This window comes from Micromonospora sp. CV4 (genome assembly GCF_003667455.1).
GTDB lineage: Bacteria > Actinomycetota > Actinomycetes > Mycobacteriales > Micromonosporaceae > Micromonospora.
The window spans coordinates 106329-126850 of sequence record NZ_RCVI01000405.1 but is presented as its reverse complement, the minus strand read 5'-3'; the positions used below and the strand labels follow the sequence as shown (position 1 = coordinate 126850).

19 protein-coding genes are annotated in these 20522 nt (G+C 73.5%); 8 read left to right on the top strand and 11 right to left on the bottom strand.

What is annotated here, in order from left to right:
• Positions 1–194 precede the first annotated feature (194 nt).
• On the bottom strand, positions 195–1415 hold the full coding sequence (locus EAD98_RS28245; RefSeq protein WP_121656992.1) for an acyl-CoA dehydrogenase family protein: 1221 nt from the start codon (positions 1413–1415) through the stop codon (positions 195–197).
• Positions 1415–2494, bottom strand: a complete 1080-nt coding sequence (locus tag EAD98_RS28240) for a phosphotransferase family protein (protein WP_121656991.1) — start codon at positions 2492–2494, stop codon at positions 1415–1417. Before EAD98_RS28240 ends, EAD98_RS28245 begins: the two co-directional genes overlap by 1 nt.
• A gap of 145 nt (positions 2495–2639) precedes the next feature.
• Here EAD98_RS28240 and EAD98_RS28235 point away from each other — a divergent pair, with 145 nt between their 5' ends.
• Together EAD98_RS28235 and EAD98_RS28230 are read left to right on the top strand one after the other, a co-directional pair.
• On the top strand, positions 2640–3344 hold the full coding sequence (locus EAD98_RS28235; protein ID WP_121656990.1) for an amino acid-binding protein: 705 nt from the start codon (positions 2640–2642) through the stop codon (positions 3342–3344).
• Positions 3345–3436: 92 nt separating this feature from the next.
• The gene (locus tag EAD98_RS28230; protein ID WP_121656989.1) at positions 3437–4498 is read left to right on the top strand and encodes a GNAT family N-acetyltransferase; all 1062 of its coding nucleotides are present in this window, start codon (positions 3437–3439) and stop codon (positions 4496–4498) included.
• A gap of 16 nt (positions 4499–4514) precedes the next feature.
• On the opposite strand, the gene EAD98_RS28225 is transcribed toward EAD98_RS28230, so the two are convergent.
• The 3 genes from EAD98_RS28225 to EAD98_RS28215 all read right to left on the bottom strand — a co-directional run bounded on the left by EAD98_RS28225 (position 4515) and on the right by EAD98_RS28215 (position 7809).
• Positions 4515–4913, bottom strand: coding sequence for a VOC family protein (locus tag EAD98_RS28225; RefSeq protein ID WP_121656988.1), 399 nt, complete (start codon positions 4911–4913; stop codon positions 4515–4517).
• 90 nt (positions 4914–5003) lie between these two features.
• Complete coding sequence (locus EAD98_RS28220; RefSeq protein ID WP_121656987.1) at positions 5004–6569, bottom strand: aldehyde dehydrogenase family protein; 1566 nt, start codon at positions 6567–6569, stop codon at positions 5004–5006.
• 427 nt (positions 6570–6996) lie between these two features.
• A complete protein-coding gene (locus EAD98_RS28215; protein WP_121656986.1) occupies positions 6997–7809 on the bottom strand; it encodes an LPXTG cell wall anchor domain-containing protein in 813 nt (270 codons plus the stop codon).
• A gap of 355 nt (positions 7810–8164) precedes the next feature.
• Between EAD98_RS28215 and EAD98_RS28210 the strand changes: the two genes are divergently transcribed.
• Positions 8165–10750: a glycoside hydrolase family 9 protein gene (locus EAD98_RS28210; RefSeq protein WP_121656985.1), complete on the top strand. Its 2586-nt coding sequence runs from the start codon at positions 8165–8167 to the stop codon at positions 10748–10750.
• Positions 10751–10810: 60 nt separating this feature from the next.
• Here the strand turns inward: EAD98_RS28210 and EAD98_RS28205 are convergent, their stop codons facing one another.
• Positions 10811–11785 carry a hypothetical protein gene (locus EAD98_RS28205; RefSeq protein ID WP_121656984.1) on the bottom strand — a complete coding sequence of 325 codons (975 nt, stop codon included), beginning with the start codon at positions 11783–11785 and terminating at the stop codon, positions 10811–10813.
• Positions 11786–11923: 138 nt separating this feature from the next.
• Here EAD98_RS28205 and EAD98_RS28200 point away from each other — a divergent pair, with 138 nt between their 5' ends.
• Positions 11924–12451 carry a DUF488 family protein gene (locus EAD98_RS28200; RefSeq protein ID WP_199723587.1) on the top strand — a complete coding sequence of 176 codons (528 nt, stop codon included), beginning with the start codon at positions 11924–11926 and terminating at the stop codon, positions 12449–12451.
• 24 nt (positions 12452–12475) lie between these two features.
• On the opposite strand, the gene EAD98_RS28195 is transcribed toward EAD98_RS28200, so the two are convergent.
• From EAD98_RS28195 to bioB, 3 genes are read right to left on the bottom strand one after another with little or no spacing between them, the layout of a single operon-like run.
• Positions 12476–12982, bottom strand: a complete 507-nt coding sequence (locus EAD98_RS28195) for a GNAT family N-acetyltransferase (RefSeq protein WP_121656982.1) — start codon at positions 12980–12982, stop codon at positions 12476–12478.
• Between the two features lie 4 nt (positions 12983–12986).
• A complete protein-coding gene (locus EAD98_RS28190; RefSeq protein ID WP_121657004.1) occupies positions 12987–13181 on the bottom strand; it encodes a hypothetical protein in 195 nt (64 codons plus the stop codon).
• Between the two features lie 5 nt (positions 13182–13186).
• On the bottom strand, positions 13187–14182 hold the full coding sequence (bioB, locus tag EAD98_RS28185) for a biotin synthase BioB (RefSeq protein ID WP_074318140.1): 996 nt from the start codon (positions 14180–14182) through the stop codon (positions 13187–13189).
• Positions 14183–14425: 243 nt separating this feature from the next.
• Here bioB and EAD98_RS28180 point away from each other — a divergent pair, with 243 nt between their 5' ends.
• The 4 genes from EAD98_RS28180 to EAD98_RS28165 all read left to right on the top strand — a co-directional run bounded on the left by EAD98_RS28180 (position 14426) and on the right by EAD98_RS28165 (position 18723).
• The gene (locus EAD98_RS28180) at positions 14426–15562 is read left to right on the top strand and encodes an 8-amino-7-oxononanoate synthase (protein WP_121657003.1); all 1137 of its coding nucleotides are present in this window, start codon (positions 14426–14428) and stop codon (positions 15560–15562) included.
• Between the two features lie 135 nt (positions 15563–15697).
• Positions 15698–16402, top strand: a complete 705-nt coding sequence (gene bioD / locus EAD98_RS28175) for a dethiobiotin synthase (RefSeq protein ID WP_121657002.1) — start codon at positions 15698–15700, stop codon at positions 16400–16402.
• A gap of 60 nt (positions 16403–16462) precedes the next feature.
• A complete protein-coding gene (locus tag EAD98_RS28170; RefSeq protein WP_121656981.1) occupies positions 16463–18049 on the top strand; it encodes a sensor histidine kinase in 1587 nt (528 codons plus the stop codon).
• On the top strand, positions 18046–18723 hold the full coding sequence (locus EAD98_RS28165) for a response regulator transcription factor (protein WP_121656980.1): 678 nt from the start codon (positions 18046–18048) through the stop codon (positions 18721–18723). Before EAD98_RS28170 ends, EAD98_RS28165 begins: the two co-directional genes overlap by 4 nt.
• A gap of 29 nt (positions 18724–18752) precedes the next feature.
• Here EAD98_RS28165 and EAD98_RS28160 read toward each other — a convergent pair whose 3' ends face one another.
• Together EAD98_RS28160 and EAD98_RS28155 are read right to left on the bottom strand one after the other, a co-directional pair.
• Positions 18753–19553, bottom strand: a complete 801-nt coding sequence (locus EAD98_RS28160) for an ABC transporter permease subunit (protein ID WP_121656979.1) — start codon at positions 19551–19553, stop codon at positions 18753–18755.
• Positions 19550–20482, bottom strand: a complete 933-nt coding sequence (locus EAD98_RS28155; RefSeq protein WP_121656978.1) for an ABC transporter ATP-binding protein — start codon at positions 20480–20482, stop codon at positions 19550–19552. The genes EAD98_RS28160 and EAD98_RS28155 overlap by 4 nt, the downstream gene beginning before the upstream one ends.
• Positions 20483–20522: the final 40 nt, after the last annotated feature.

Here is a 20522-nt window from a genome sequence, read left to right as displayed (position 1 = left end):
GGCCCGGGCCCCCTGCCCGGCCCGCCTCGCGGTTGATCATGAGGTTAGCGGAAACAATTCGGGCATGCCGCACCGCTAACCTCATGATCAACAGGCTCAGCGCGCAAGATCGCGCGGTCCTGGCTGTCGTGGTGTCGGGAGTGCCCTTGGGCACTACGTCCTGCGTCGAGCGCGATCATGCGCGGCGCGCGGGGTCAGGTGGGGGTGGGGGTCCAGCGGCGGAGTTCGCGCTTGGCCAGGGAGGAGCGGTGGACCTCGTCGGGGCCGTCGGCGAGGCGCAGGGTGCGGGTCTGCGCCCACAGGGCGGCCAGCGGCGTGTCCTGGCTGACGCCGGCCCCGCCGTACCCCTGGATGGCCTTGTCGATCACCCATTCCGCCATCGCCGGGGTGCCGATCTTGATGGCCTGGATCTCGGTGTGCGCGCCCTTGTTGCCGACGGTGTCCATCAGCCAGGCCGTCTTGAGCACCAGCAGGCGGGACTGTTCGATGCGCACCCGCGACTCGGCGATCCACTCCCGCACCACGCCCTGCTCCGCGAGGGGCCGGCCGAACGCGATCCGCTCGTTGGCCCGGCGGCAGAGCAGCTCCAACGCCCGCTCGGCCATTCCGATCAGCCGCATGCAGTGGTGGATCCGGCCGGGGCCCAGCCGGGCCTGGGCGATGGCGAAGCCGGTGCCCTCGGCGCCGATCAGATTTTCCGCCGGCACCCGTACGTCGGTGAAGTCGATCTCGGCGTGCCCGCCGTGCGAACCGTCGGTGTAGCCGAAGACGGTCATGCCCCGGCGCACGGTCACGCCCGGGGTGTCCCGGGGGACCAGGACCATGCTCTGCTGGCGGTGCCGGTCGGCGCCGGGGTCGGTCTTGCCCATCACGATGAAGATCTCGCACCGCGGGTCCATCGCACCGGACGACCACCACTTGCGACCGTTGATGACGTACTCGTCGCCGTCCCGGACGATCCGGGTGGCGATGTTGGTGGCGTCGGAGGACGCGACGTCCGGCTCGGTCATGCAGAACGCGGAGCGGATCTCGCCCTCCAGCAGCGGCATCAGCCAGCGCTCCCGCTGCGCCTGCGAGCCGAACTCGGCCAGCAGCTCCATGTTGCCGGTGTCCGGCGCCGCGCAGTTGACGGCCTCCGGCGCCAGGTGCGGGCTGCGCCCGGTCAGCTCGGCGAGCGGAGCGTACTGGAGGTTGGTCAGGCCCGCGCCGTAGCGCGGGTCGGGCAGGAAGAGGTTCCACAGGCCGCGCTTGCGGGCCTCCGCCTTCAGCTCGGCCAGCACCGGGGTACGCGACCACGGGTCGCCGGCGGCCACCTGCTCGGCGTGCACCGCCTCGGCCGGATAGACGTGGTCGGTCAGGAACCGGGTCAGCTCGTCGCGCAGCTCCTCGGTCCGGGCGTCGTACGAGAAGTCCATCACCGCTCCCTGGCGGCGGTCAGCCCGTGCGCGACCAGCGGTGCCACCATCTCGCCGATCCGGTCGAAGCCCTCGCCGAGCGTCTGCCCGAGCGTGTGGCGGTAGTGGATGCCCTCGCAGATGACCGCGAGCTTGAAACAGCCGAGCGCAACGTGCCAGTGCAGCGGCCCGACGTCGACATCGCTGCGCCCGGCGTACCGGTCGATCAGCTCGGTGCCCGTGGGGAAGCCGGCGCGCGGGCCGAGGCCGTCGGCCACCGGGTTGCCGGCGGCCGTCTCGCTGCCGCCGAGCACGTCCCAGTACGTCAGCAGCAGCCCCAGGTCGGCGAGGGGGTCGCCGAGGGTGGCCATCTCCCAGTCCAGCACCGCGTGCACGGCCACCGGGTCGGCCGAGGCGAGGAGGTTGTCCAGGCGGTAGTCGCCGTGCACGACGCGGCCGGCGTTCGCGCCCTCCGGCGCGGTGGCGGCGAGCAGGTCGCGCAGTTCGTCGATGCCGGGCAGGGGGCGGCTGCGGGAGCGGTCGAGCTGCCCGGCCCACCGGCGGACCTGCCGGGCCAGGTAGCCCTCGGGACGGCCGAAGTCGCCCAGCCCGACCGCGGCCGGCTCGACGGTGTGCAGTGCCGCGAGAGTGTCCATCATCGCCATGGCCAGCGCGCGGCGTCGCTCGTCGCCCAGCGGGTCGGTCTGCGCGCGGGTGCGGAACACCTCGCCGGGCATCCGTTCCATCAGGTAGAACGGCGCGCCGATGACCTCGGGCTCGGTGCAGAGCAGCAGGGCGCCCGGCACCGGCACCTCGGTCGGCGCCAGCGCCGAGATGACCCGGAACTCGCGGGCCATGTCGTGCGCGGTCGCCAGCACGTGCCCGAGCGGCGGCCGGCGCAGCACGACCTCCCGGTCGCCGAGGTGCAGCAGGTAGGTGAGGTTGGACTTGCCGCCCGCGATCAGCTGGGCCCGCAGCGGCCCGGTGGCCAGGTCGGGGCGGTGTTCCGCCAGATAGCCGGCGAGCCGGTCCAGGTCCAGACCGGCGGGGGACGCCGGAAGGGCCCCCGGCCGGAGCGCATCGACGGCCGGATCGGTCATTCGACTAGTTGATGGCAGCCCGCTCACGTTGTCAAGGTCAGATTTTCCCCTCGGGACATGGCTCTGCAACAGGGACGAAATGGCCAACGCCCAGGCTGTGACCAGCCTGCCGGCCTCCGCCGGCCCGCCGAGCGGAGGGACAGACATGTTGCTGCGAGTTCGGGTCACCCTGCCGGACCGTCCGGGCACCCTCGGCCAGGTCGCCCGTACGTTGGGCGTGTCCGGCGCGGACATCGTGCAGGTGGTCGTCCTGGAGCGGCTCGGCGGGCGCGCGGTGGACGACTTCACGGTGGTCTGGCCGGGCGCGGCCCGAGTGGAGCGGCTGCTGGCCGGCCTCGCGGCGATCCCGGGCGTACGGGTCGACGGTGTGTGGCGGGCGATCGGCGCGCCCACCACCACCGGTCAGGACGCGGAGCTGCTGGCCCAGGTCGCGGCGAACCCGGCCGACGGGCTGGCCACGCTGGTCGACGCGGTACCCGGGCTGCTGGCGGCGGACTGGGCCGTCGCCGCCGTGGTGCCGGTGGACTGGGCATCGCGGACCGCGGGCACCGGTGCGGCGACCGTCGGGCACGCCAGCTGGCGGGCTCCCGTACCGCTGCGGTTGCCGGAGGTGACCCCGCTGCGCGGCCGGTCGATGACCACCCCCGACGGCACCCACCACGCGATCGCGCCGTTCGGCCGGGCCGGCCTGGTGCTGGTGGTGGCCCGCGAGCAGAGCGACACCCTCTCGGCCGCCGCGTTCCACAGCACCGAGGTGGACCGGCTCACCCAGCTCGTCCGGGCCAGCGCGGTGATTCTCGGGGACCGGCTGGACCTGGTCGGCGCGCCCCCGGTGGTCGCCGGCCCCTGAGCGGTGGCCGGAGGAGTTCCCGGGCCGTCACCGGCGAGCAACCGGGCGGCAACAGCCGGGGACGAGGCTCGTAGCGGGGAAGGGAGCCAACCATGACGTTGTGGCGGATCCGAGCGACCGTGGACGACCGGCCGGGTTACCTGTCGGTCCTCACGGCGAGCCTCGCGCTGCGTGGGGTCAACATCCTCACCGTGCAGGTGCAGCCCACCGAGCGCGGCGCGGTGGACGACTTCCTCGTCGACGCGCCGGACGCGCTCGACGAGACCGAGCTGATCGCCGCCGTCGAGCGGGGTCGGGGCCGGGACTGCTGGGTGGCGCGCAGCGAGGCGCGTGGCCTGGCCGACCAGCCCACCCGGGTGCTCGCTCTGGCCAACCGGCTGGTGCGCGACCCGGACGCGACGGGCGAGGCGCTGTGCACCCTGCTCGGCGCCGACTCGGTCCGCTGGCGGCCCGCGTCGACCAGCGTCGACCGAGGAATCATCGGCGCCAGCATGCTGCTGGCGGACCCGGCGGGCGGCTCGTTCGCGCTGCGCCGGGCCGCGCCCGCCTTCACCCCGGCGGAGTACGCGCGGGCGCAGGCCCTGGTCGAGCTGGCCGCCACCGTGGCGCGCCGAGCGGCCGAACAGGTCACCCTGGTGCTGCCCGACGGCGCCGAGCTGGCCGTCCGACCGGCCTGCGCGGACGACCTGTCCGCCGTGCTGGACCTGCACGAGGGGTGCTCGCCGGGCAGCCGGCAGCGGCGCTACCTGAGCGGGGCGGCGCTGCCGCGGCAGGCCCGGTTGCGCCGGCTCCTGGAGCCGAGCCGAGGGCTGACCCTGATCGCCACGGCCACCGACGACGACGGCGCGGAGTCGGTGGTCGCGATGGCGAACCTGCTGGGTGAGGGCGACGAGGCAGAGGCGGCGCTGCTGGTGCGGGACGACTGGCAGCGGCGCGGGCTCGGCTCGGCGTTGCTGCGCCGACTGGCCCGGCACGCCGACCGGGCCGGGTACGCGGCGCTGGTGCTGCACGTCCAGGCGGAGAACACCCCGATGCTGCGTACCCTGCGCCGGCTGAACCGGCCCAGCTCGGCTGAGCGCGACGGCACCCTGCTCAGCCTCACCGTTCCGCTCACCGCTGAGAGGACGGGCATCTTCTCGACGCCTGGCGGATAGGAAGGGGAGGGGTGCGTCAACGCGTCGGGGGCTCGCGGTGGCCGGACACGCAGAACCGGTTGCCCTCGGGGTCGGCGAGCACCACGTACGGCGGTTCGGTCGGGTGCGGGTCGGTGGGGTAGTGCCGCCAGTCCACCCGCTGGGCTCCGAGGGCGAGCAGCCGGTCGAGTTCCTCGTCGAGGGTGCGCTCGCCGGCGTCCAGGTCCAGGTGGAGCCGGGGGAACTCGGGCACCGGGCTCTCGCTGAGGTCCATCGCCATGGCCATACCCGGTGTTCCGGGCGGCGGCTCCAGCACGATCCAGTCGTCGCCCTCGAACCGGGGCGCCCGCCGGCGGTAGCCCAGGGCGGCGGCCCAGAACGTCGCCGCCCGCTCGGCGTCGGACACGCCCAGGGAGAGCTGCTCAATGATCGCCATCTCTCGACCGTACGCCGGCAGGTCCGGTGTGGAGAGGGGCCCCCTGCCCGGCGTCGGGCGTCGACAAGGGGCCCCTCCGCACCCGCTAGATCAGGTGGTGGGGTAGCTGCTGTAGTCGGGGAAGTTGCCGTAGAGCCGGCTGTCGCCGCCGACCGTGACCGCCTGCACCAGCAGGTCACCGCCGACGAACGCGCCCTTCCAGGAGGCGCCCCGCCCGCCGAACGGCTCGTCGCGGTCGCCTCGTGAGCGTGGCTTGTTGATGCCCACCTTGAACGCCTGGAGGTCGACCGCGAGCTTGCCGGCCTCGTCGGTGTCGTCGCAGGCCAGCGACGCGACCAGCGCGCCGTTGGAGGCGTTCATGGCGGCCAGCAACTCGTCGGTGGTGTCCACCACGACGATCGTGTCGACCGGCCCGAACGGCTCGGCGTGCATCAGCCGGGACCGGCCGGGCGGGGCGAGCAGCACGGACGGTGCCACGTACGCCGAGGTGTCCTGCCCGGGCAGGAACGGCGCGCCGGTCAGCTTGCCCCGGTGCAGCGGCACCGCGCCGCCGCGGACCGCCTCGTCGACCTTGCGGTGCAGCTCCTCGGCCTTGGCGGCACTGATCAGCGGCCCGAAGTCAAGTTCGGGCAGCGGGTCGCCGGCCCGCCAGGTCTCCTCGACCGCGAGGGGATGCCCGAAGCGGACCGAGCGGACCACCGGCAGGTACATGTCGAGGAACTCGTCCACCAGGTCACGCTGCACGACGAACCGGGGGTACGCGGTGCAGCGCTGCTTGCCGTACTCGAAGCCCTTCTTGAGGTGCGCGGCGAGCAGGTCCCACTGCGAGAAGTTCCAGATGCCCCAGGCGTTGAGGCCCTCCTGCTCGATGAAGTGCCGCTTGTCACTGTCGAGCAGCGCGGCGGCCACCTTGCCCCCGTTGGAGCGCCCGCCGACGAACGCCACCGCGCCGATCTCCGGTGCCCGGACCAGCACCTCGGACAGCTCCTCGCCGCCGCCGGAGACCAGCGTGGCGGGCAGCCCGGCCCGGCGCATCAGCGCGTGCGCGACGGTCAGGCAGACCGCGCCGCCCTGCGACGGGGTCTTGGCGATGACCGCGTTGCCGGCCAGCAGTTGGACCAGTTCGGCGTGCACGAGGACACTCATCGGGTAGTTCCACGACGCGATGTTGCTGACCGGGCCGGGCAGCGGCTCGCGTCCCTCGGCGAGCATCCGGTCGATCTCGGCGGCGTACCAGCGGACGCCGTCCAGCGCCCGGTCCACATCGGCGCAGGCCAGCCGCCACGGCTTGCCGATCTCCCAGACCAGCAGCAGCGCGAGCAGGTCGCGGTGGGCGGTGAGCGCGTCCAGCGCCTCGATGACCCGCGCCTTGCGGTCGGCGAGCGGAGTCTGGGCCCAGGCCCGGTGCGCGCTCGCGGCATGTGCGACGGCGGCGCGGGCGGTGTCGGCGTCGAGTCGGGGAAGGTTGATCACGACGGTGTTGTCCACCGGGGTGCGGGACGGCGCGGGGCGGCCGACCGCCCGCCAGTCGCCCTCGACCAGGTTGTGCAGCGTGGTGACGCCGTCGACCTCGGCGCCGAACGCCTCGGGGGTGGCGGCCACCGCGCGGGCGAGTACGTCGGACCACGCGGTGCCTTCGGCGAGTCGTAGTGCCATCGCGTTCTCCTCAGGTTTGACCGTGGGAGCGGCGGCGTCGATGGCACCGCTGGTGATCGGTACTGTCCCGCGCCGGGTAGCGGGTCAGCAACAGTACGTTTGTCTGGCTGGACGGTGTCCTGTTCGTACGACCCGACGGGACGCTCGGAGACATCCGGCCCGAGCTGCGGACACGTCGTCCATCAAATCAACGGACATCGATGATGTGATGTAGCTCCGGGCGGCGTCGACCAGTTACCCGTCAGTACGGATCGACGCCTGAGGGCGGATCGACGGCTTTGGGCCGCGGTCGCCTCGGCGGTGGTGCAGATGGTGCCCAGCGGTGGAAGACGTGGTCCACGGTGAACTCGTGCGCGTACGGGCGCCGTAGCAACGACCGCGACCGGCCGCCGGAGTGCCTCCGACGGCCGGTCGCTGTGCGATGGAATCAGCTGGTGAAGGTGATCCGGTCCCGGCGACGGCGCAGCAGCAGGGCGCCACCGACGATGAGGGCGACGCCGCTCAGCGCGAAGCCGGTCACGGCTACACCGGTGAGCGGCAGGCCGCCTCCGGTGTCACCGCCGCCACCCGTGCCCTCCGACGGCGAGGCCGAGCCCGACGGGGCGGTCGACTCCGACGGGGCGGTCGACTCCGACGGGGAGGTGGACTCCGACGGCGAGGTGGTCCCCGACGGCGAGGGGGACGCCGAGGGGGAGGCGGAGGTGGACCCCGACGGGGAGGCGGAGGTCGACGGCGTCGGCGATCCGGTGTTCGACGGGCTCGGGCTCGGCGACTGGCTGGTGGCGGTGCCCGCGCAGGTGTGGGTCAGGTTGAAGAGGTTCTGCGGAACCTGTCCGTGGATGGTGGACTCGCCGGTCTCCAGCTTCCAGCCGGACGGCGTGGCGAACCAGACCTTCTTGGCGCCGTTGTCGGTGGTGAAGTGGCCGTCGGCGAGGGTCCTGTAGGTGTCGGCGGTGCCGTTGTTGTCGGTGTCCCAACCGATCCGCACGGCGTCGACGCTGTCGACGCCGTTGCCGGGCCAGATGAACACCCAGATGTCCTGGCCGGTCTGCTGGCCGGCCGCGCACGTGCCGAAGCCCTGGTTGAAGTCGTTGTCCGTCGCCCCGATGTGCTCGCCGTCCTGCCGCAGGACGGGATGGGTGACGTTGGTCGACGCGAACGCCGGGGTGGCGATGACGAGACCGGCCGTGGCGGCGGCCGTGCAGACGGCCGCGCGCGCCAGGCGCCGACGCAGTGGCATGAGGATTCCTCCGAGAATGGCCGAGGGGACGGCACATGATCCCATTAGTGGGACCCTCGAATGGCATCGGTCAATCGGCTTGAGCTGCGACGACGTGCCGGACAGGATGTGGATTCGGGGCCACTTTTCCGGGCCGCAACCGCGTGTCGCTGTAACGCGTACGGTCGTCGCGACGCCGCCTGCGCCCGTCTGGTCTTCCCAATCTCCGCCGTCCACATTACATTGTCGCTTATCCATGGGAGCGCTTCCATAGCCTGTGGTCACTCCGCCACCCCCGCTGCCGCCGGTGGTCGTGCCGTCCGACGCCGTCCCGCGCCGACACGGTCGTCGGCGACGCCACCGACAGGAGCCCGTCATGCGCCAACCCACCCGGCCGTTCCCCGGCCGGTCAGCGGTCATCGACCAGCCCTGGCCCCGGCGGCTGGTGGCCGCCGGCATCGCCCTGCTCACCGGCCTCGCCGTCGCCGTCACCGCACCCGCGGCCGGGCCCGCCTCCGCCGCGCCGGCGGCCTTCAACTACGCCGAGGCGCTGCAGAAGTCGCTGCTCTTCTACGAGGCGCAGCAGTCCGGCCGGCTGCCCGACTGGAACCGCGTCTCCTGGCGCGGCGACAGCGCGCTCACCGACGGCGCCGACGCGGGCCTGGACCTCACCGGCGGCTGGTACGACGCCGGCGACCACGTCAAGTTCGGCTTCCCGATGGCGTTCAGCGCCACCATGCTCGCCTGGGGCGCGGTCGAGTACCGCAGCGGCTACACCGCCTCCGGGCAGTTGCCGCACCTGCTCAACAACCTGCGCTTCGTCAACGACTACTTCATCAGGGCGCACCCGTCGGCCAACGTCCTGTACGGACAGGTCGGCAAGGGCGACGACGACCACAAGTGGTGGGGCCCGGCCGAGGTGCTGCCGATGGCGCGGCCCGCGTACAAGATCGATGCGAGCTGTGGCGGCGCGGACCTGGCGGGGGAGACGGCGGCCGCGATGGCCGCCTCCTCGATGGTGTTCCGGCCCACCGACGCGGCCTACGCCGACCGGTTGCTCGGGCACGCCCGGCAGCTCTATACGTTCGCCGACACGGTGCGGAAGTCCTACCACGAGTGCATCACCGACGCGACCAGCTTCTACCGCTCCTGGAGCGGCTGGCAGGACGAGCTGGTCTGGGCCGCGATCTGGCTGCACCGGGCCACCGGCGAGGCCAGCTACCTGGCCAAGGCCGAGAGCGAGTACGACAAGCTGGGCACCGAGAACCAGTCCACCACCCGCTCCTACAAGTGGACCATCGCCTGGGACAACAAGCAGTTCGGCGCGTACGTGCTGCTGGCCAACCTGACCGGCAAGCAGAAGTACGTCGACGACGCCAACCGCTGGCTGGACTACTGGACCGTCGGAGTGGACGGGCAGCGGGTGCCGTACTCGCCGGGCGGGATGGCGGTGCTCGACTCCTGGGGCGCCCTGCGCTACGCCGCCAACACCTCGTTCGCCGCGCTGGTCTACAGCGACAGGACCACCGACACGACGCGTAAGGCGCGCTACCACGACTTCGCCGTCCGGCAGATCAACTACGCGCTGGGCGACAACCCGCGCAACTCCAGCTACGTCATCGGCTTCGGCGCCAACGCACCGCGGAACCCGCACCACCGCACCGCGCACGGCTCCTGGTGGGACAGCCAGACCGTGCCCGTCGAGACCCGGCACACCCTCTACGGCGCGCTGGTCGGCGGGCCGTCCGCGGCCAACGACGCGTACACCGACAGTCGGTCGGACTACGTGATGAACGAGGTGGCCACCGACTACAACGCCGGCTTCACCTCCGCCCTGGTCCGGCTCACCTCCGAGTACGGCGGCACACCGCTGGCCAACTTCCCGGTCGCCGAGACGCCGGACCTCGACGAGCTGACCGTGGAGACCACGGTGATGCAGGCCGAGCCGAGGGCCACCGGGCTCAAGGTGATGATCTACAACAAGTCGGCGTTCCCGGCCCGCGCGCTGACCGACGGCCGTTTCCGGTACTACTTCCGGCCCGACGGCACCGGCGGAGTGCAGGTCACCGCCGGCTACACCCAGGGCTGCCCGTCCCCGACCACGGCGCGGCAGCTCAGCGGCGACATCTGGTACGTCGAGGTGGACTGCACCGGGCACACCATCGCCCCGGCCGGACAGTCCCAGCACCGGATGGAGGTCCAGTTCAAGATCGGAGTGCCGGAGGGCGGCACCTGGGACCCGACCAACGACCCGTCGTACCAGGCGACCGCCGGGCCGAACCGGAAGGTGCCGCTCTACTCCGGCGCCACCCGCGTCTGGGGCGACGAACCGGGGCCGGTCGTGCCGGACACCACCGCGCCCAGCCCGCCCGGCACCCCGGTCGCCTCGGCGGTCACCGCCACCGGGCTCACCCTGAGCTGGGCGGCGTCGACCGACAACGTCGGCGTCACCGGGTACCGGGTCCACCGGGAGGCCGGCGCCACCGACCCCCTCGTCGGTTCGTCGACCGGCGCCACGCTGGCGGTGTCCGGGCTGACCGCCTCGACGGCGTACCAGTTCCACGTGGTGGCCGTGGACGCGGCCGGCAACACCTCCGCGGCGTCCGCGCCGGTCACGGTGACCACCGCGCCCCCGCCGGTCACCGGCGCCTGCACGGTGGGGTACGCCACCAACGACTGGAGCACCGGCTTCACCGCCGCCGTGACGATCACGAACACCGGTACCACCGCGATCAACGGCTGGACGCTGCGGTTCAGCTTCCCCGGCGGGCAGACCGTCAGCCAGGGCTGGTCGGCGACGGTCACCCAGGCCGGCACGGCGGTGACCGCGACCGGCCTCTCCTACAACGGCACCCTGGCGCCGGGGGCGTCGGTGAGCTTCGGTTTCAACGGCACGCACACCGGCAGCAACCCGCGACCGACGGCCTTCACCGTCAACGGGGTCGCCTGCGCCCTCGGCTGACGCCCGCCGCGTCGAGATCTTGGACAGTTGCCGTTCGCGCGGAACGGTAACTGTCCAAGATCAGCCGCGCGGAACCGCGCTCCGGGGCGGTGCCGGGGTCCAGCCGGCTGCCATGAGGGCGCGGCGGATCGCCTCGGCCACCTCGTCGGGACGGGCGCGGACCAGCCACGCCGGAAACCGCAGGATCCGGTCGCCGCTGGTCCAGACATCGTTCTGCCGGCGCATGTCGGCCGCCCACTGCCGGACGTCCATGTGGTGCGCGCCGTCGATCTCCGCCTGCACCCGCCACTCCCGCCAGTACGCGTCCAGCCAGCGGATCCGGCCCGCCGCGTCGACCCGGTGTTCCTGCAGGTTCGGAACGGGCAGCCGGTGCCGGCGGCAGAGCCGCACGAAGTCGATCTCGGAGAGCGCCTGCGCGCCGCCCGCGATGTCGCTGACGGTCTGCCGGATCAGCTGCCGGCGGGGTGCCCGGGGCAGGACGTCGAGCACCTCGCCCAGCTCCTCGGGCAGCACCCGCCGCTGCTGACAGCCGGCCGCCAGCAGCGACTGTGCCTCGTCCACGCCGTTCGCCCAGCCCGCCGCGTCCACCAGCGCCCGCGCCGTCGTGGTGCGCGGCGGCCGGGCCCGCTGGACGTGCGTCGGCGGCAGGATCGACGCCCGGTGCACCCGGACCGCGGGCATGTCGATCGGCAGCCGTCGCAGGGTCGTCCGCGCGGCCCGGCGGGCGGCCGGCACCAGCACGTGCAAAGGATCTCGCCGCAGTCCGCGTACCCCGGCCTCGGTGGCGGCGGTGACACCGGCCAGCACCGCGCCCGGACCGACGGTCAGCACCGCCACCCAGAGCTGCTGGTCGCGGGTGAGTCGACCGTTGCCGGTGAGGAGGATCCCCCGGCAGATCGACCGCCAGCGACCCGAGCGGATCCGGCCGCGCACCATGCCCTCGCTGAACAGGCCGGTGGCCTGCGCGGTGGTGAGGACGCCCGACTGCTCGAAAGCGAGCCAGTCGAGCTCGGCGGCGTCGTCGGCGGGCAGCATTCCCGGGAGTCTGGCCGCCGCGCGACCATCCTGCGACCAGATCTTGGACAGTTACCGTTCGGGCGGAACGGTAACTGTCCAAGATCTGGAGCCGCGCGGCGAGGGATAACCCGGCGTGATTCGGGGCAAGCCAGCGTGGTGCGGGAATTGCTGACCGTCGGGCACGGGACAGCCGACCGGGTGCGGCTGGGGGAGTTGCTGACCGGGGCCGGGGTGGCCCTGGTGGTGGACGTGCGGAGGTACCCCGCCAGCCGCACCAACCCGGACGTCCGGCGGGAGGAACTTGAGCGGTGGCTGCCCGAGTACGGGATCGACTACCGCTGGGAGCCGCGGCTCGGTGGCCGCCGGCACGTCCCGGCCGGCGAGCCGGAGCCGGACACCTGGTGGACGGTCGCGGCATTCCGGGCGTACGCCGCGTACACCCGCACGTCCGAGTTCGACGCGGCGCTGACCGAGGTGCTGGCCGACGCGGCCCGGCGGACCACCGCGGTCATGTGCAGCGAGAGCCTCTGGTGGCGCTGCCACCGCCGGCTCGTCGCCGACGTCGCGGTGCTGGGTCGCGGCACGCCCGTCGCGCACCTGATGCCGGACGGACGGCTCAGCCCGCACCGCGCGGCCGAGGGCGCCCGCCGGCTCCCCGACGGGCACCTGTGCTGGGACGGTTGAGGCGTCCGGCCGACGCGGGACGGCTCAGTCCACGAGGTCGTCGGCGAGCAGGTCCATCAACAGGCCGTCGTGCCAGCGGCCGTCCGCGCCGCGCTCATAGCGGCGCAGCACCCCCACCGGCCGGAAACCAACCTTGGCGTACGCGCGGATGGCGGCGCTGTTCGCCGCCGCCGGGTCGATGGTGAACCGGTGGTGGCCGTACTCCTCGATGAGGTGCCGGGCCAGGGTGCGGATGGCGTCCACACCGAGCCCGGCGCCGCGTACCGCCGGGTCGAGGAAGATGTCCAGGCTGGCGTGCCGGTAGTCCGGGTCCGGCTCGGTGTAGAACTGGATCGCGCCGATCACCCGGCCGTCGTGCTCGATGGCGTACAGGGTCAGCTCGTCGTCGGCCAGGTCGGCGCGAACGGAATCGGCCAGGTCGTCGCCGCCCCGCCACCACCGGCGTACCTCCGGATGGGCCCGGATCGCCGCGAGGGCCGGCACGTCCGCGACCGTCGCCGGTCGCAGGGTCACCGCCCGCCCTCGCAGCATCGGCTCAGCCCCGGATCTCGCCGTGCTCGACGCAGACCGCCGACCAGCCGACCGGCAGCACCTGCACCTTCATCCGACGGCGGCAGCGGTGGCAGTACCGGGGCGGCTCCAGCTCGCGGGCCGACGCGCAGCCCGGGTGGGCGGCGCCGGCCGGCGCCGGGTCGCCGCACCGGTCGCACCACAGCTCCGTCGTCGTCATGGCCGTCACAGCGTGGCGGAGAGGGCCTTGACCGGCATCTTCAGCTCGTCGAGCAGGTCCAGGTCGGCGGTCGCCGGCCGACCCAACGTGGTCAGGTAGTTGCCGACGATCACCGCGTTGATGCCGCCGAGCAGACCATCGCGGGTGCCCAGGTCACCGAGGGTGATCTCCCGGCCGCCCGCGTACCGCAGGATGGTGCGCGGCATGGCCAGCCGGAACGCGGCGATGGCCCGCAGCGCGTCCTTGCCCTCCACCACCGGGCGGTCACCCAGCGGGGTACCGGGGCGGGGGTTGAGGAAGTTCAGTGGCACCTCGTGCGGGTTCAGCTCGGCGAGCTGCGCGGCGAACTCCGCCCGCTGCTCGACGGTCTCGCCGAGGCCGAGGATGCCACCGCAGCACACCTCCATGCCGGAGTCGCGGACCATCCGCAGCGTCTCCCAGCGCTCCTCCCAGGAGTGCGTGGTGACCACGTTGGGGAAGTACGACCGGCAGGTCTCCAGGTTGTGGTTGTAGCGGTGCACGCCCATGTCGACCAGGTCGTCGACCTGCTCCTGCGAGAGCATGCCCAGCGACGCCGCGACCTGGATGTCGACCTCGGCCTTGATGGCGGCGACGCCCTCACGCATCTGCTTCATCAGCCGGGCGTCCGGGCCGCGGACGGCGGCCACGATGCAGAACTCGGTGGCCCCGGTCTTCGCGGTCTGCTTCGCCGCCTCGACCAGGGACGGGATGTCCAGCCAGACCGAGCGCACCGGGGACGTGAACAGGCCGGACTGCGAGCAGAAGTGACAGTCCTCCGGGCAACCGCCCGTCTTCAGCGAGACGATCCCCTCGACCTCGACCTCCGGACCACACCACCGCATCCGCACGTCGTGTGCGAGCTGGAGGGCGGCGGGCAGGTGCTCGTCGGGCAGGTTCAGCACGGCGAGGACGCCGGCCTCATCGAGGCCGACACCGTCACCCAGGACCTGCGTCCGGGCCTGGTCGAGGATCTCTGGCATGGCTCGTACCCTACAAGGCCTCCCGATCAGCGGGAACGGGCCGCCGTCCGGTGGAGCGGGGCGGCCGGTGTGGTCGGGCTCCGGCGGTGGCAGCGGTCGTCGTAACGGACCAGCCGTGAAGCTGGAGTTCGGTTCAGGTCGACCTCGCGTACCGAGTGGATCCGTCGGGCCGGTGGTGGCGGGTGGTAATTTCGCCCGGCGGGAGTCGGCGTGACCGGCGCGGACGGCGGCGAAGGGGTGACGGTGGCGGACTGGCTGGCGGCGCTCGACCGCCGTGCGCAGTTGCGGGCGAAGGCCGGGCTGACCCGGCGGCTGCACCCGCGTCCGGCCGCCGACGGCATGACCGATCTGGCCGGCAACGACTACCTGGGTCTGGCCACCCACCCGGAGGTCATCGGCGCCGCCGCGGCGGCGCTGTCCGCGTACGGGCTGGGGGCCACCGGGTCGCGCCTCGTCCGCGGCTCCACCGACGCGCACCAGGCGCTGGAGGACGAGCTGGCGCAGTGGCTGGGCACCGACCGCTCGCTCGTCTTCTCCTCCGGCTACCTGGCGAACCTGGGTGCGTTGCGTGCCCTCGTCCAACCCCGCACGCTGCTCGTCTCGGACGCGCACAACCACGCGTCCCTGATCGACGGCTGCCGGATCTCCGGCGCGGAGACCGTGGTCACCGCCCACGCCGACGTGACGGCGGTGGCCGCCGCGCTCGCGGTGGCCCCGGGCCGACCGGCGGTGGTGGTCACCGAGTCGGTCTTCTCCGTCGACGGCGATCTCGCCCCGCTGGCCCAGCTGCACGCGGTGGCCCGCCGCTACGGGGCGCTGCTGCTGGTCGACGACGCGCACGCGCTCGGCGTGACCGGTCCGGCCGGCGCCGGGGCGGTCGCCGCCGCCGGGCTCGCCGGGGAACCGGACGTGGTGGTCACCGCGACCCTGTCCAAGGCGCTCGGTGGCGCGGGCGGGGTGGTCGCCGGCCCGGCCGAGTTCGTCCGGCACCTGGTCGAGACGGGCCGTACGTTCATCTTCGACACCGCGTTGCCGCCGGCGGTTGCCGCGGGTGTGCACGCCGCGCTGCGGCTGGCCCGGGGCGGTGACGACCTGCGGGCCGAGCTGGCCGAGCGGGTGGCGCTGGCGGTCGACCGGCTGCGTGCGGCGGGGTTGACCGTTTCCGCGCCGGACGCGGCCGTGATCTCGGTGACCGCTCCCGGGCCGGAGGCGGCGACGACCTGGGCCGCCGACTGCCGGGACCGGGGTGTCGCGGTGGGGTGCTTCCGGCCGCCGTCCACGCCGGACAACCGTTCCCGGCTACGGCTCACGGTCAGTGCCGGGGTGTCCCGGCCGGCCTTCGAGCGGGCGCTGGACGTCATCGTCGAGACCGCCCCGTGAGCGCGAGGAGTGAGCCGGTGTTGCGAGCCCCGCAGTCGCGAACTGAGCTGGTCCCGTGAGCGCGAGGAGTGAGCCGGTGTTGCGAGCCCCGCAGTCGCGAGCAAAGGTCACCCCGTGAGCGCGTGGCAGGGGGTGGTGCTGGTCACCGGCACCGACACCGAGGTCGGCAAGACCGTGGTGACCGCGGCGATCACCGCCGCCGCGCAGGCCGCCGGCCTGCGGGTGGCCGTGGTCAAACCGGGCCAGACCGGTACGGCCGGCGGTGAACCCGGGGACGTGGAGGCGGTGAACCGGCTGGCCGCCCCGCTCACCGGCCGCACCCTGGCCAGCTATCCGGACCCGCTCGCCCCGCTGGCTGCCGCCCGGGTCGCCGAGCTGCCGCCGCTGGAGCTGTACACCGCCGTGGACGCGGTCCGTGACGAGACCGACAAGCACGATCTGGTGCTGGTCGAGGGGGCCGGTGGGCTGCTGGTTCCGATGGGGCTGCGTCCGTCCGGTGAGCCGTGGACGATGGCGGACCTGGCGGTGTCGCTCGGCGCGCCCGCCGTGGTGGTCGCCCGTGCCGGGCTGGGCACCCTCAATCACACCGCGTTGACCCTGGAGGCGCTGGACCGCCGGGCCGTGCCGGCCGGTGTGGTCATCGGCGCCTGGCCGACCACGCCGGAGCTGGTGCACTGGACCAATCTCACCGACCTGGTGCCGAACCTGCTCGGCGCGGTGCCCGCCGGTGCCGGGGCGATGGATCCGGGTGTGTTCCGGCGCTCCGCGCCGGGGTGGCTGACCCCGTCCCTGCACGGCGTGCTCGACGACTGGCGTGCCTGGGCCGAGGAGAGCGGCTGAACACCTGACTTTCGTCAGTGTCCGCGCAGGTCGGGCGTGGGTAGCCTGACCGCCGTGAGGATGGCGAGGTGGCGGGCGGATGGGCCGGCGCGGCGGCGGGGTCTGTCGGACGCGTTGCTCTGGGCGGTGCTCGCCGCCCCGATCGGGTACGCCAGGCTGACCCCGCCGCATCCGCGGCACAACCTGGAGTTGCTGGTCGGTGGGCTGACGGTGCTGGCCGTGGCGGTGGCGCTGGGTCGGCGTCGGCCGCTGGTCGGCCTGCTGCTGGTGGTGCTCGGGTCACTGGTCGACGGCAACTTCGTGTTCGCCATCCCGGTGTTCAGTTATCTGACCGGACGGCGCAGCGCCTCGGCGGCTCCGGCGGCCGTGCTGTTCGGTGTGATCGCGGTCGGTGGCACGGTGCTGAACCTGGGGTTGCTCGGTACTGGAGCGGGCACCTGGTTCCTGTTGGCCTCGGTGCTGCTGTTCGCCGGTGTGTTCCCGTGGCTGGTCGGCCGGTACCGCCGGCAGCAGCAGGAGTTGGCCGACGCGGGCGGCCGGCACGCCGACGCGCTGGCGCGGGAGCGGCGCGGTGCCGCCGAGCGGATCCGGTTGCGCGAGCGCGCCCGGATCGCCGAGGAGATGCACGACTCACTCGGCCACGACCTGAGCCTGATCGCGCTGCGCGCCGCCGCGTTGGAGCTCGCCGACGACCTCGACCCCCGGCACCGGGCGGCGGTGGGGGAGCTGCGAACCAGCGTCGCGGCCGCCACGGAACGGCTGCACGGCATCATCGGGGTGCTCCGGGAGGAGGGCGGGCCGGCGGGACTCCGACCGGCCGGCGAGACCATCGCCGATCTGGTGGACGGGGCTCGGGAGGCCGGGATGGCGGTGCGGTTGGACGCTCCGGACGGGGCCGTCGAGCTGCCCGGGATCACCGGCCCGGCCGCGCACGGGGTGGTCCGGGAGGCGCTCACCAACGCGGCCCGGTACGCGCCGGGCGCCCCGGTCACCGTCACGCTCGCCCCCTTCGGGGACGAGGTCGAGGTGCGGGTGCGGAACGGGCCACCACCGGCCGGTCCGCTGCCCAGCCCGCCGTCCTCCGGCAGCGGCCTGCTCGCTCTCGCTGAGCGCGTACGGCTGGCCGGTGGGGTCCTGGACACCGGCCCCCGCCCGGACGGTGGCTTCGCGGTACGGGCCCGGCTGCCGTTGTCCGCCGACCCGGCCGGCGTCGTTCCCGCCGAGCAGTGGTCGGCGGCGGTGGACGGGCCCGGTGCGGTGACCGACGGTGGTCCGGTCGACGGTGGTGGCGCGGAGCAGCCGGTCGACGCCGAGCGGCGGCTGCTCGAGGCCCGCCGCCGGGTACGACGCAGCCTGCTGACCGCGCTCGCCGCCCCGGCCGGGCTGGCGTTGGCCCTGTCGCTGGTCTACTACTCGTTCGCCACGGCCGGAACGGTGCTGGACGAGTCGTCGTTCGACCGGATGCGGCCCGGCACGGCGCGTACCGACCTGGCCGGGTTGCCCCGTCGGACGCTTCCCCCGCCGGTCGGTGCGGAGGAGGCCGGCTGCGAGTGGTACACGGACGGCAACTTCCCCCTCGCCGAGCCGACCTGGCGGCTCTGTTTCACCGATGGCCGGTTGGTCAGCAAGGAGCGGATCGCAGGATGACCGTCGAGACTTTCACCGCCACGCCGGTTCGGGTGGTCCTCGCCGACGACGAGGCGATGATCCGGGCCGGCGTCCGCGCCATTCTCGCCGCCGACCCGGGCATCGAGGTGGTCGCCGAGGCCGGTGACGGGCGGGCGGCGGTGGAACTGGTCCGCGCGCACCGGCCCCGGGTGGCGCTGCTGGACATCCGGATGCCGCGGCTGGACGGGTTGGCCGCGGCGGCCGAGATCCGCCGGGTGGCGCCGGACACCGCCACGCTCATGCTGACCACCTTCGGCGAGGACGATCACGTGGCCCGGGCGCTCGGGCACGGTGCCAGTGGCTTCCTCCTCAAGGCCGGCGACCCCCGCGAGCTGATCGCCGGGGTGCACGCGGTGGCCGAGGGCGGGGCGTACCTGTCGCCGCGGGTGGCCCGCCGCGTGATCGAGCTGGACGCCGGGCGGTTGGCCCGTCGGCCCGCCGCGCGGGACCGGACGGCCGGGCTGACCGAGCGGGAACGGGAGGTGCTGGCCCTGGTCGGGGCGGGGTTGTCCAACGCGGAGATCGCCCGCCGCCTGCACCTGGTGGAGGGCACCGTGAAGAGCTACCTGACCAGCATCTTCACCCGGCTGGACGTCCGTAACCGGGTGCAGGCGGCGATCCTCGCGTACGAGGCGGGGCTGGTCGACGGCTGAGCGGGGGCCCGGAAGCCCCCGCTCGGCACTCAGGCGTCGCGGCGGCGCAGCGCGGCCCGGCCCAGCAGCAGCGCCGCGCCGGCCCATCCGGCGAGGAGCAGCAGCCCGACCGCGCCCGGGTACGGCTCGGTGTCGCCGGCCAGGAAGTGCGTACCGGCCACGCCGGGGAACACGTCGGCGATCCGGTTCAGCACGGCGATGTCCGGCTCCTGGAGTGACAGCGGCACGATCATCAGGGTGGCGAAGAGCACGGTGAGGGTGAGCACCGCGCTGCGCAGGGCCGCGCCGAGGCCCAGCGCGAGCACGCTGACCAGCGCCAGGTAGGTCGCGACCGCCACGATGTCGGCGATCGTGTCGCCGGCCGGCGCGCGGCCCCACTCGCCGAGCACCGGTCGGGCGATGAGCGCGCCGACGCCGCCGAGCAGCAGCCCGAGGGCGAAGGTGACCGTGCCGGCGACCACGGCCTTGGCGAGCAGCACCCGACCGCGGGACGGGGTGCACTGCAGGGTGGTCCGGATGGTGCCGCTGGTGAACTCGGCGGTGATCGCGAGCAGGCCCAACGCCAGCACCGCGTACTGGGTCAGCTCGACCGAGTCGATCAGCACGCTGCCGACGGCGACGATGCCCCGGTCGTCGGTCGGGTCGTCGTTGGTGTTGTCGTTGGCGGCGTAGATGGCGAGCTGCCCGGCGCTCGCGGCCATCAGCAGCAGCCCGGCCAGCGCCGTCCACCACGTGGTCCGCACCGAGAACAGTTTGGTCCACTCGGCGGCCACCGCGCCGCGGAAGGCGGCCGGGGCGGGACGGGTGTCGGGGAGGGTGCTCGTGCTCATCGTGCTCCGCTTCCGGTCGGGCCGCCGGCGTACTCGACGCTGTCGGCGGTCAACTCCATGAACGCCTGCTCCAGCGACGCGCCGTGCGGGCTCAGCTCGTGCAACCGCACCCCCAGCTCGTACGCCAGGTCACCGACCCGGTCGACGGTGGTCCCGGTGACGGTCAGCTCGTCGGGGCCGGCCGGTTCGACGGTGGCGCCGGTGGCGGCGAGGCGCGCGGCGAGGGTGGCCAGCCCGTCCGGGTGCGGACTGCGGACCCGGACGGCGACGGCGCTGCCGGCGATCACGTCGTCGATCGGCGCGTCGGCGAGCAGCCGTCCCCGGCCGATCACCACGAGCTGGTCGGCGGTGAGCTGCATCTCGCTCATCAGGTGACTGGAGACGAAGACGGTCCGCCCCTGGTCGGCGAGCGAGCGCATCAACTGCCGCACCCAGCGCACCCCGTCCGGGTCGAGGCCGTTGACCGGCTCGTCGAACATCAGCACCGGCGGGTCGCCGAGCAGCGCGCCGGCGATACCGAGCCGCTGGCCCATGCCGAGGGAGAGGGTCCGGCCCGGCTTGGCGGCGGCGCGCCCGTCCAGCCCGACGGTGTCGAGCACCTCGTCCACGCGGCGAGCCGGGATGCCGTTGCTGCGGGCCATGGCCAGCAGGTGCGCCCGACCGGCCCGGGCGGGGTGGATGGCGCGGGCGTCGAGTAGCGCGCCGACCTCGTGCAGCGGCCGCCGCAGCTCCCGGTACGCCCGGCCGCCGATCAACGCCTGCCCGGCGGTGGGACGGTCCAGGCCGAGGATCATGCGCATGGTGGTGGACTTGCCGGCGCCGTTCGGGCCGAGGAAGCCGGTGACCCGGCCGGGCGCGACGTCGACGGTCAACGCGTCGACCGCGACAGTCGCCCCGAACCGTTTCGTCAACCCACGTAAAGTGATCATGCGATGACGCTAGGCGCGCCGGCCGCCCCCGCACCGCGCC

Bases quoted from the DNA above. Each gene is read 5' to 3' on its own strand.
- EAD98_RS28245 (WP_121656992.1), bottom strand. From the start codon at position 1,415: ATGGACTTCTCGTACGACGCCCGGACCGAGGAGCTGCGCGACGAGCTG.
- EAD98_RS28215 (WP_121656986.1), bottom strand. From the start codon at position 7,809: ATGCCACTGCGTCGGCGCCTGGCGCGCGCGGCCGTCTGCACGGCCGCC.
- EAD98_RS28220 (WP_121656987.1), bottom strand. From the start codon at position 6,569: ATGGCACTACGACTCGCCGAAGGCACCGCGTGGTCCGACGTACTCGCC.
- EAD98_RS28230 (WP_121656989.1), top strand. From the start codon at position 3,437: ATGACGTTGTGGCGGATCCGAGCGACCGTGGACGACCGGCCGGGTTAC.
- EAD98_RS28235 (WP_121656990.1), top strand. From the start codon at position 2,640: ATGTTGCTGCGAGTTCGGGTCACCCTGCCGGACCGTCCGGGCACCCTC.
- EAD98_RS28190 (WP_121657004.1), bottom strand. From the start codon at position 13,181: ATGACGACGACGGAGCTGTGGTGCGACCGGTGCGGCGACCCGGCGCCG.
- EAD98_RS28205 (WP_121656984.1), bottom strand. From the start codon at position 11,785: ATGCTGCCCGCCGACGACGCCGCCGAGCTCGACTGGCTCGCTTTCGAG.
- EAD98_RS28195 (WP_121656982.1), bottom strand. From the start codon at position 12,982: ATGCTGCGAGGGCGGGCGGTGACCCTGCGACCGGCGACGGTCGCGGAC.
- EAD98_RS28210 (WP_121656985.1), top strand. From the start codon at position 8,165: ATGCGCCAACCCACCCGGCCGTTCCCCGGCCGGTCAGCGGTCATCGAC.
- EAD98_RS28240 (WP_121656991.1), bottom strand. From the start codon at position 2,494: ATGACCGATCCGGCCGTCGATGCGCTCCGGCCGGGGGCCCTTCCGGCG.
- bioB (WP_074318140.1), bottom strand. From the start codon at position 14,182: ATGCCAGAGATCCTCGACCAGGCCCGGACGCAGGTCCTGGGTGACGGT.
- EAD98_RS28160 (WP_121656979.1), bottom strand. From the start codon at position 19,553: ATGAGCACGAGCACCCTCCCCGACACCCGTCCCGCCCCGGCCGCCTTC.
- EAD98_RS28165 (WP_121656980.1), top strand. From the start codon at position 18,046: ATGACCGTCGAGACTTTCACCGCCACGCCGGTTCGGGTGGTCCTCGCC.
- EAD98_RS28225 (WP_121656988.1), bottom strand. From the start codon at position 4,913: ATGGCGATCATTGAGCAGCTCTCCCTGGGCGTGTCCGACGCCGAGCGG.
- EAD98_RS28155 (WP_121656978.1), bottom strand. From the start codon at position 20,482: ATGATCACTTTACGTGGGTTGACGAAACGGTTCGGGGCGACTGTCGCG.
- EAD98_RS28170 (WP_121656981.1), top strand. From the start codon at position 16,463: ATGGCGAGGTGGCGGGCGGATGGGCCGGCGCGGCGGCGGGGTCTGTCG.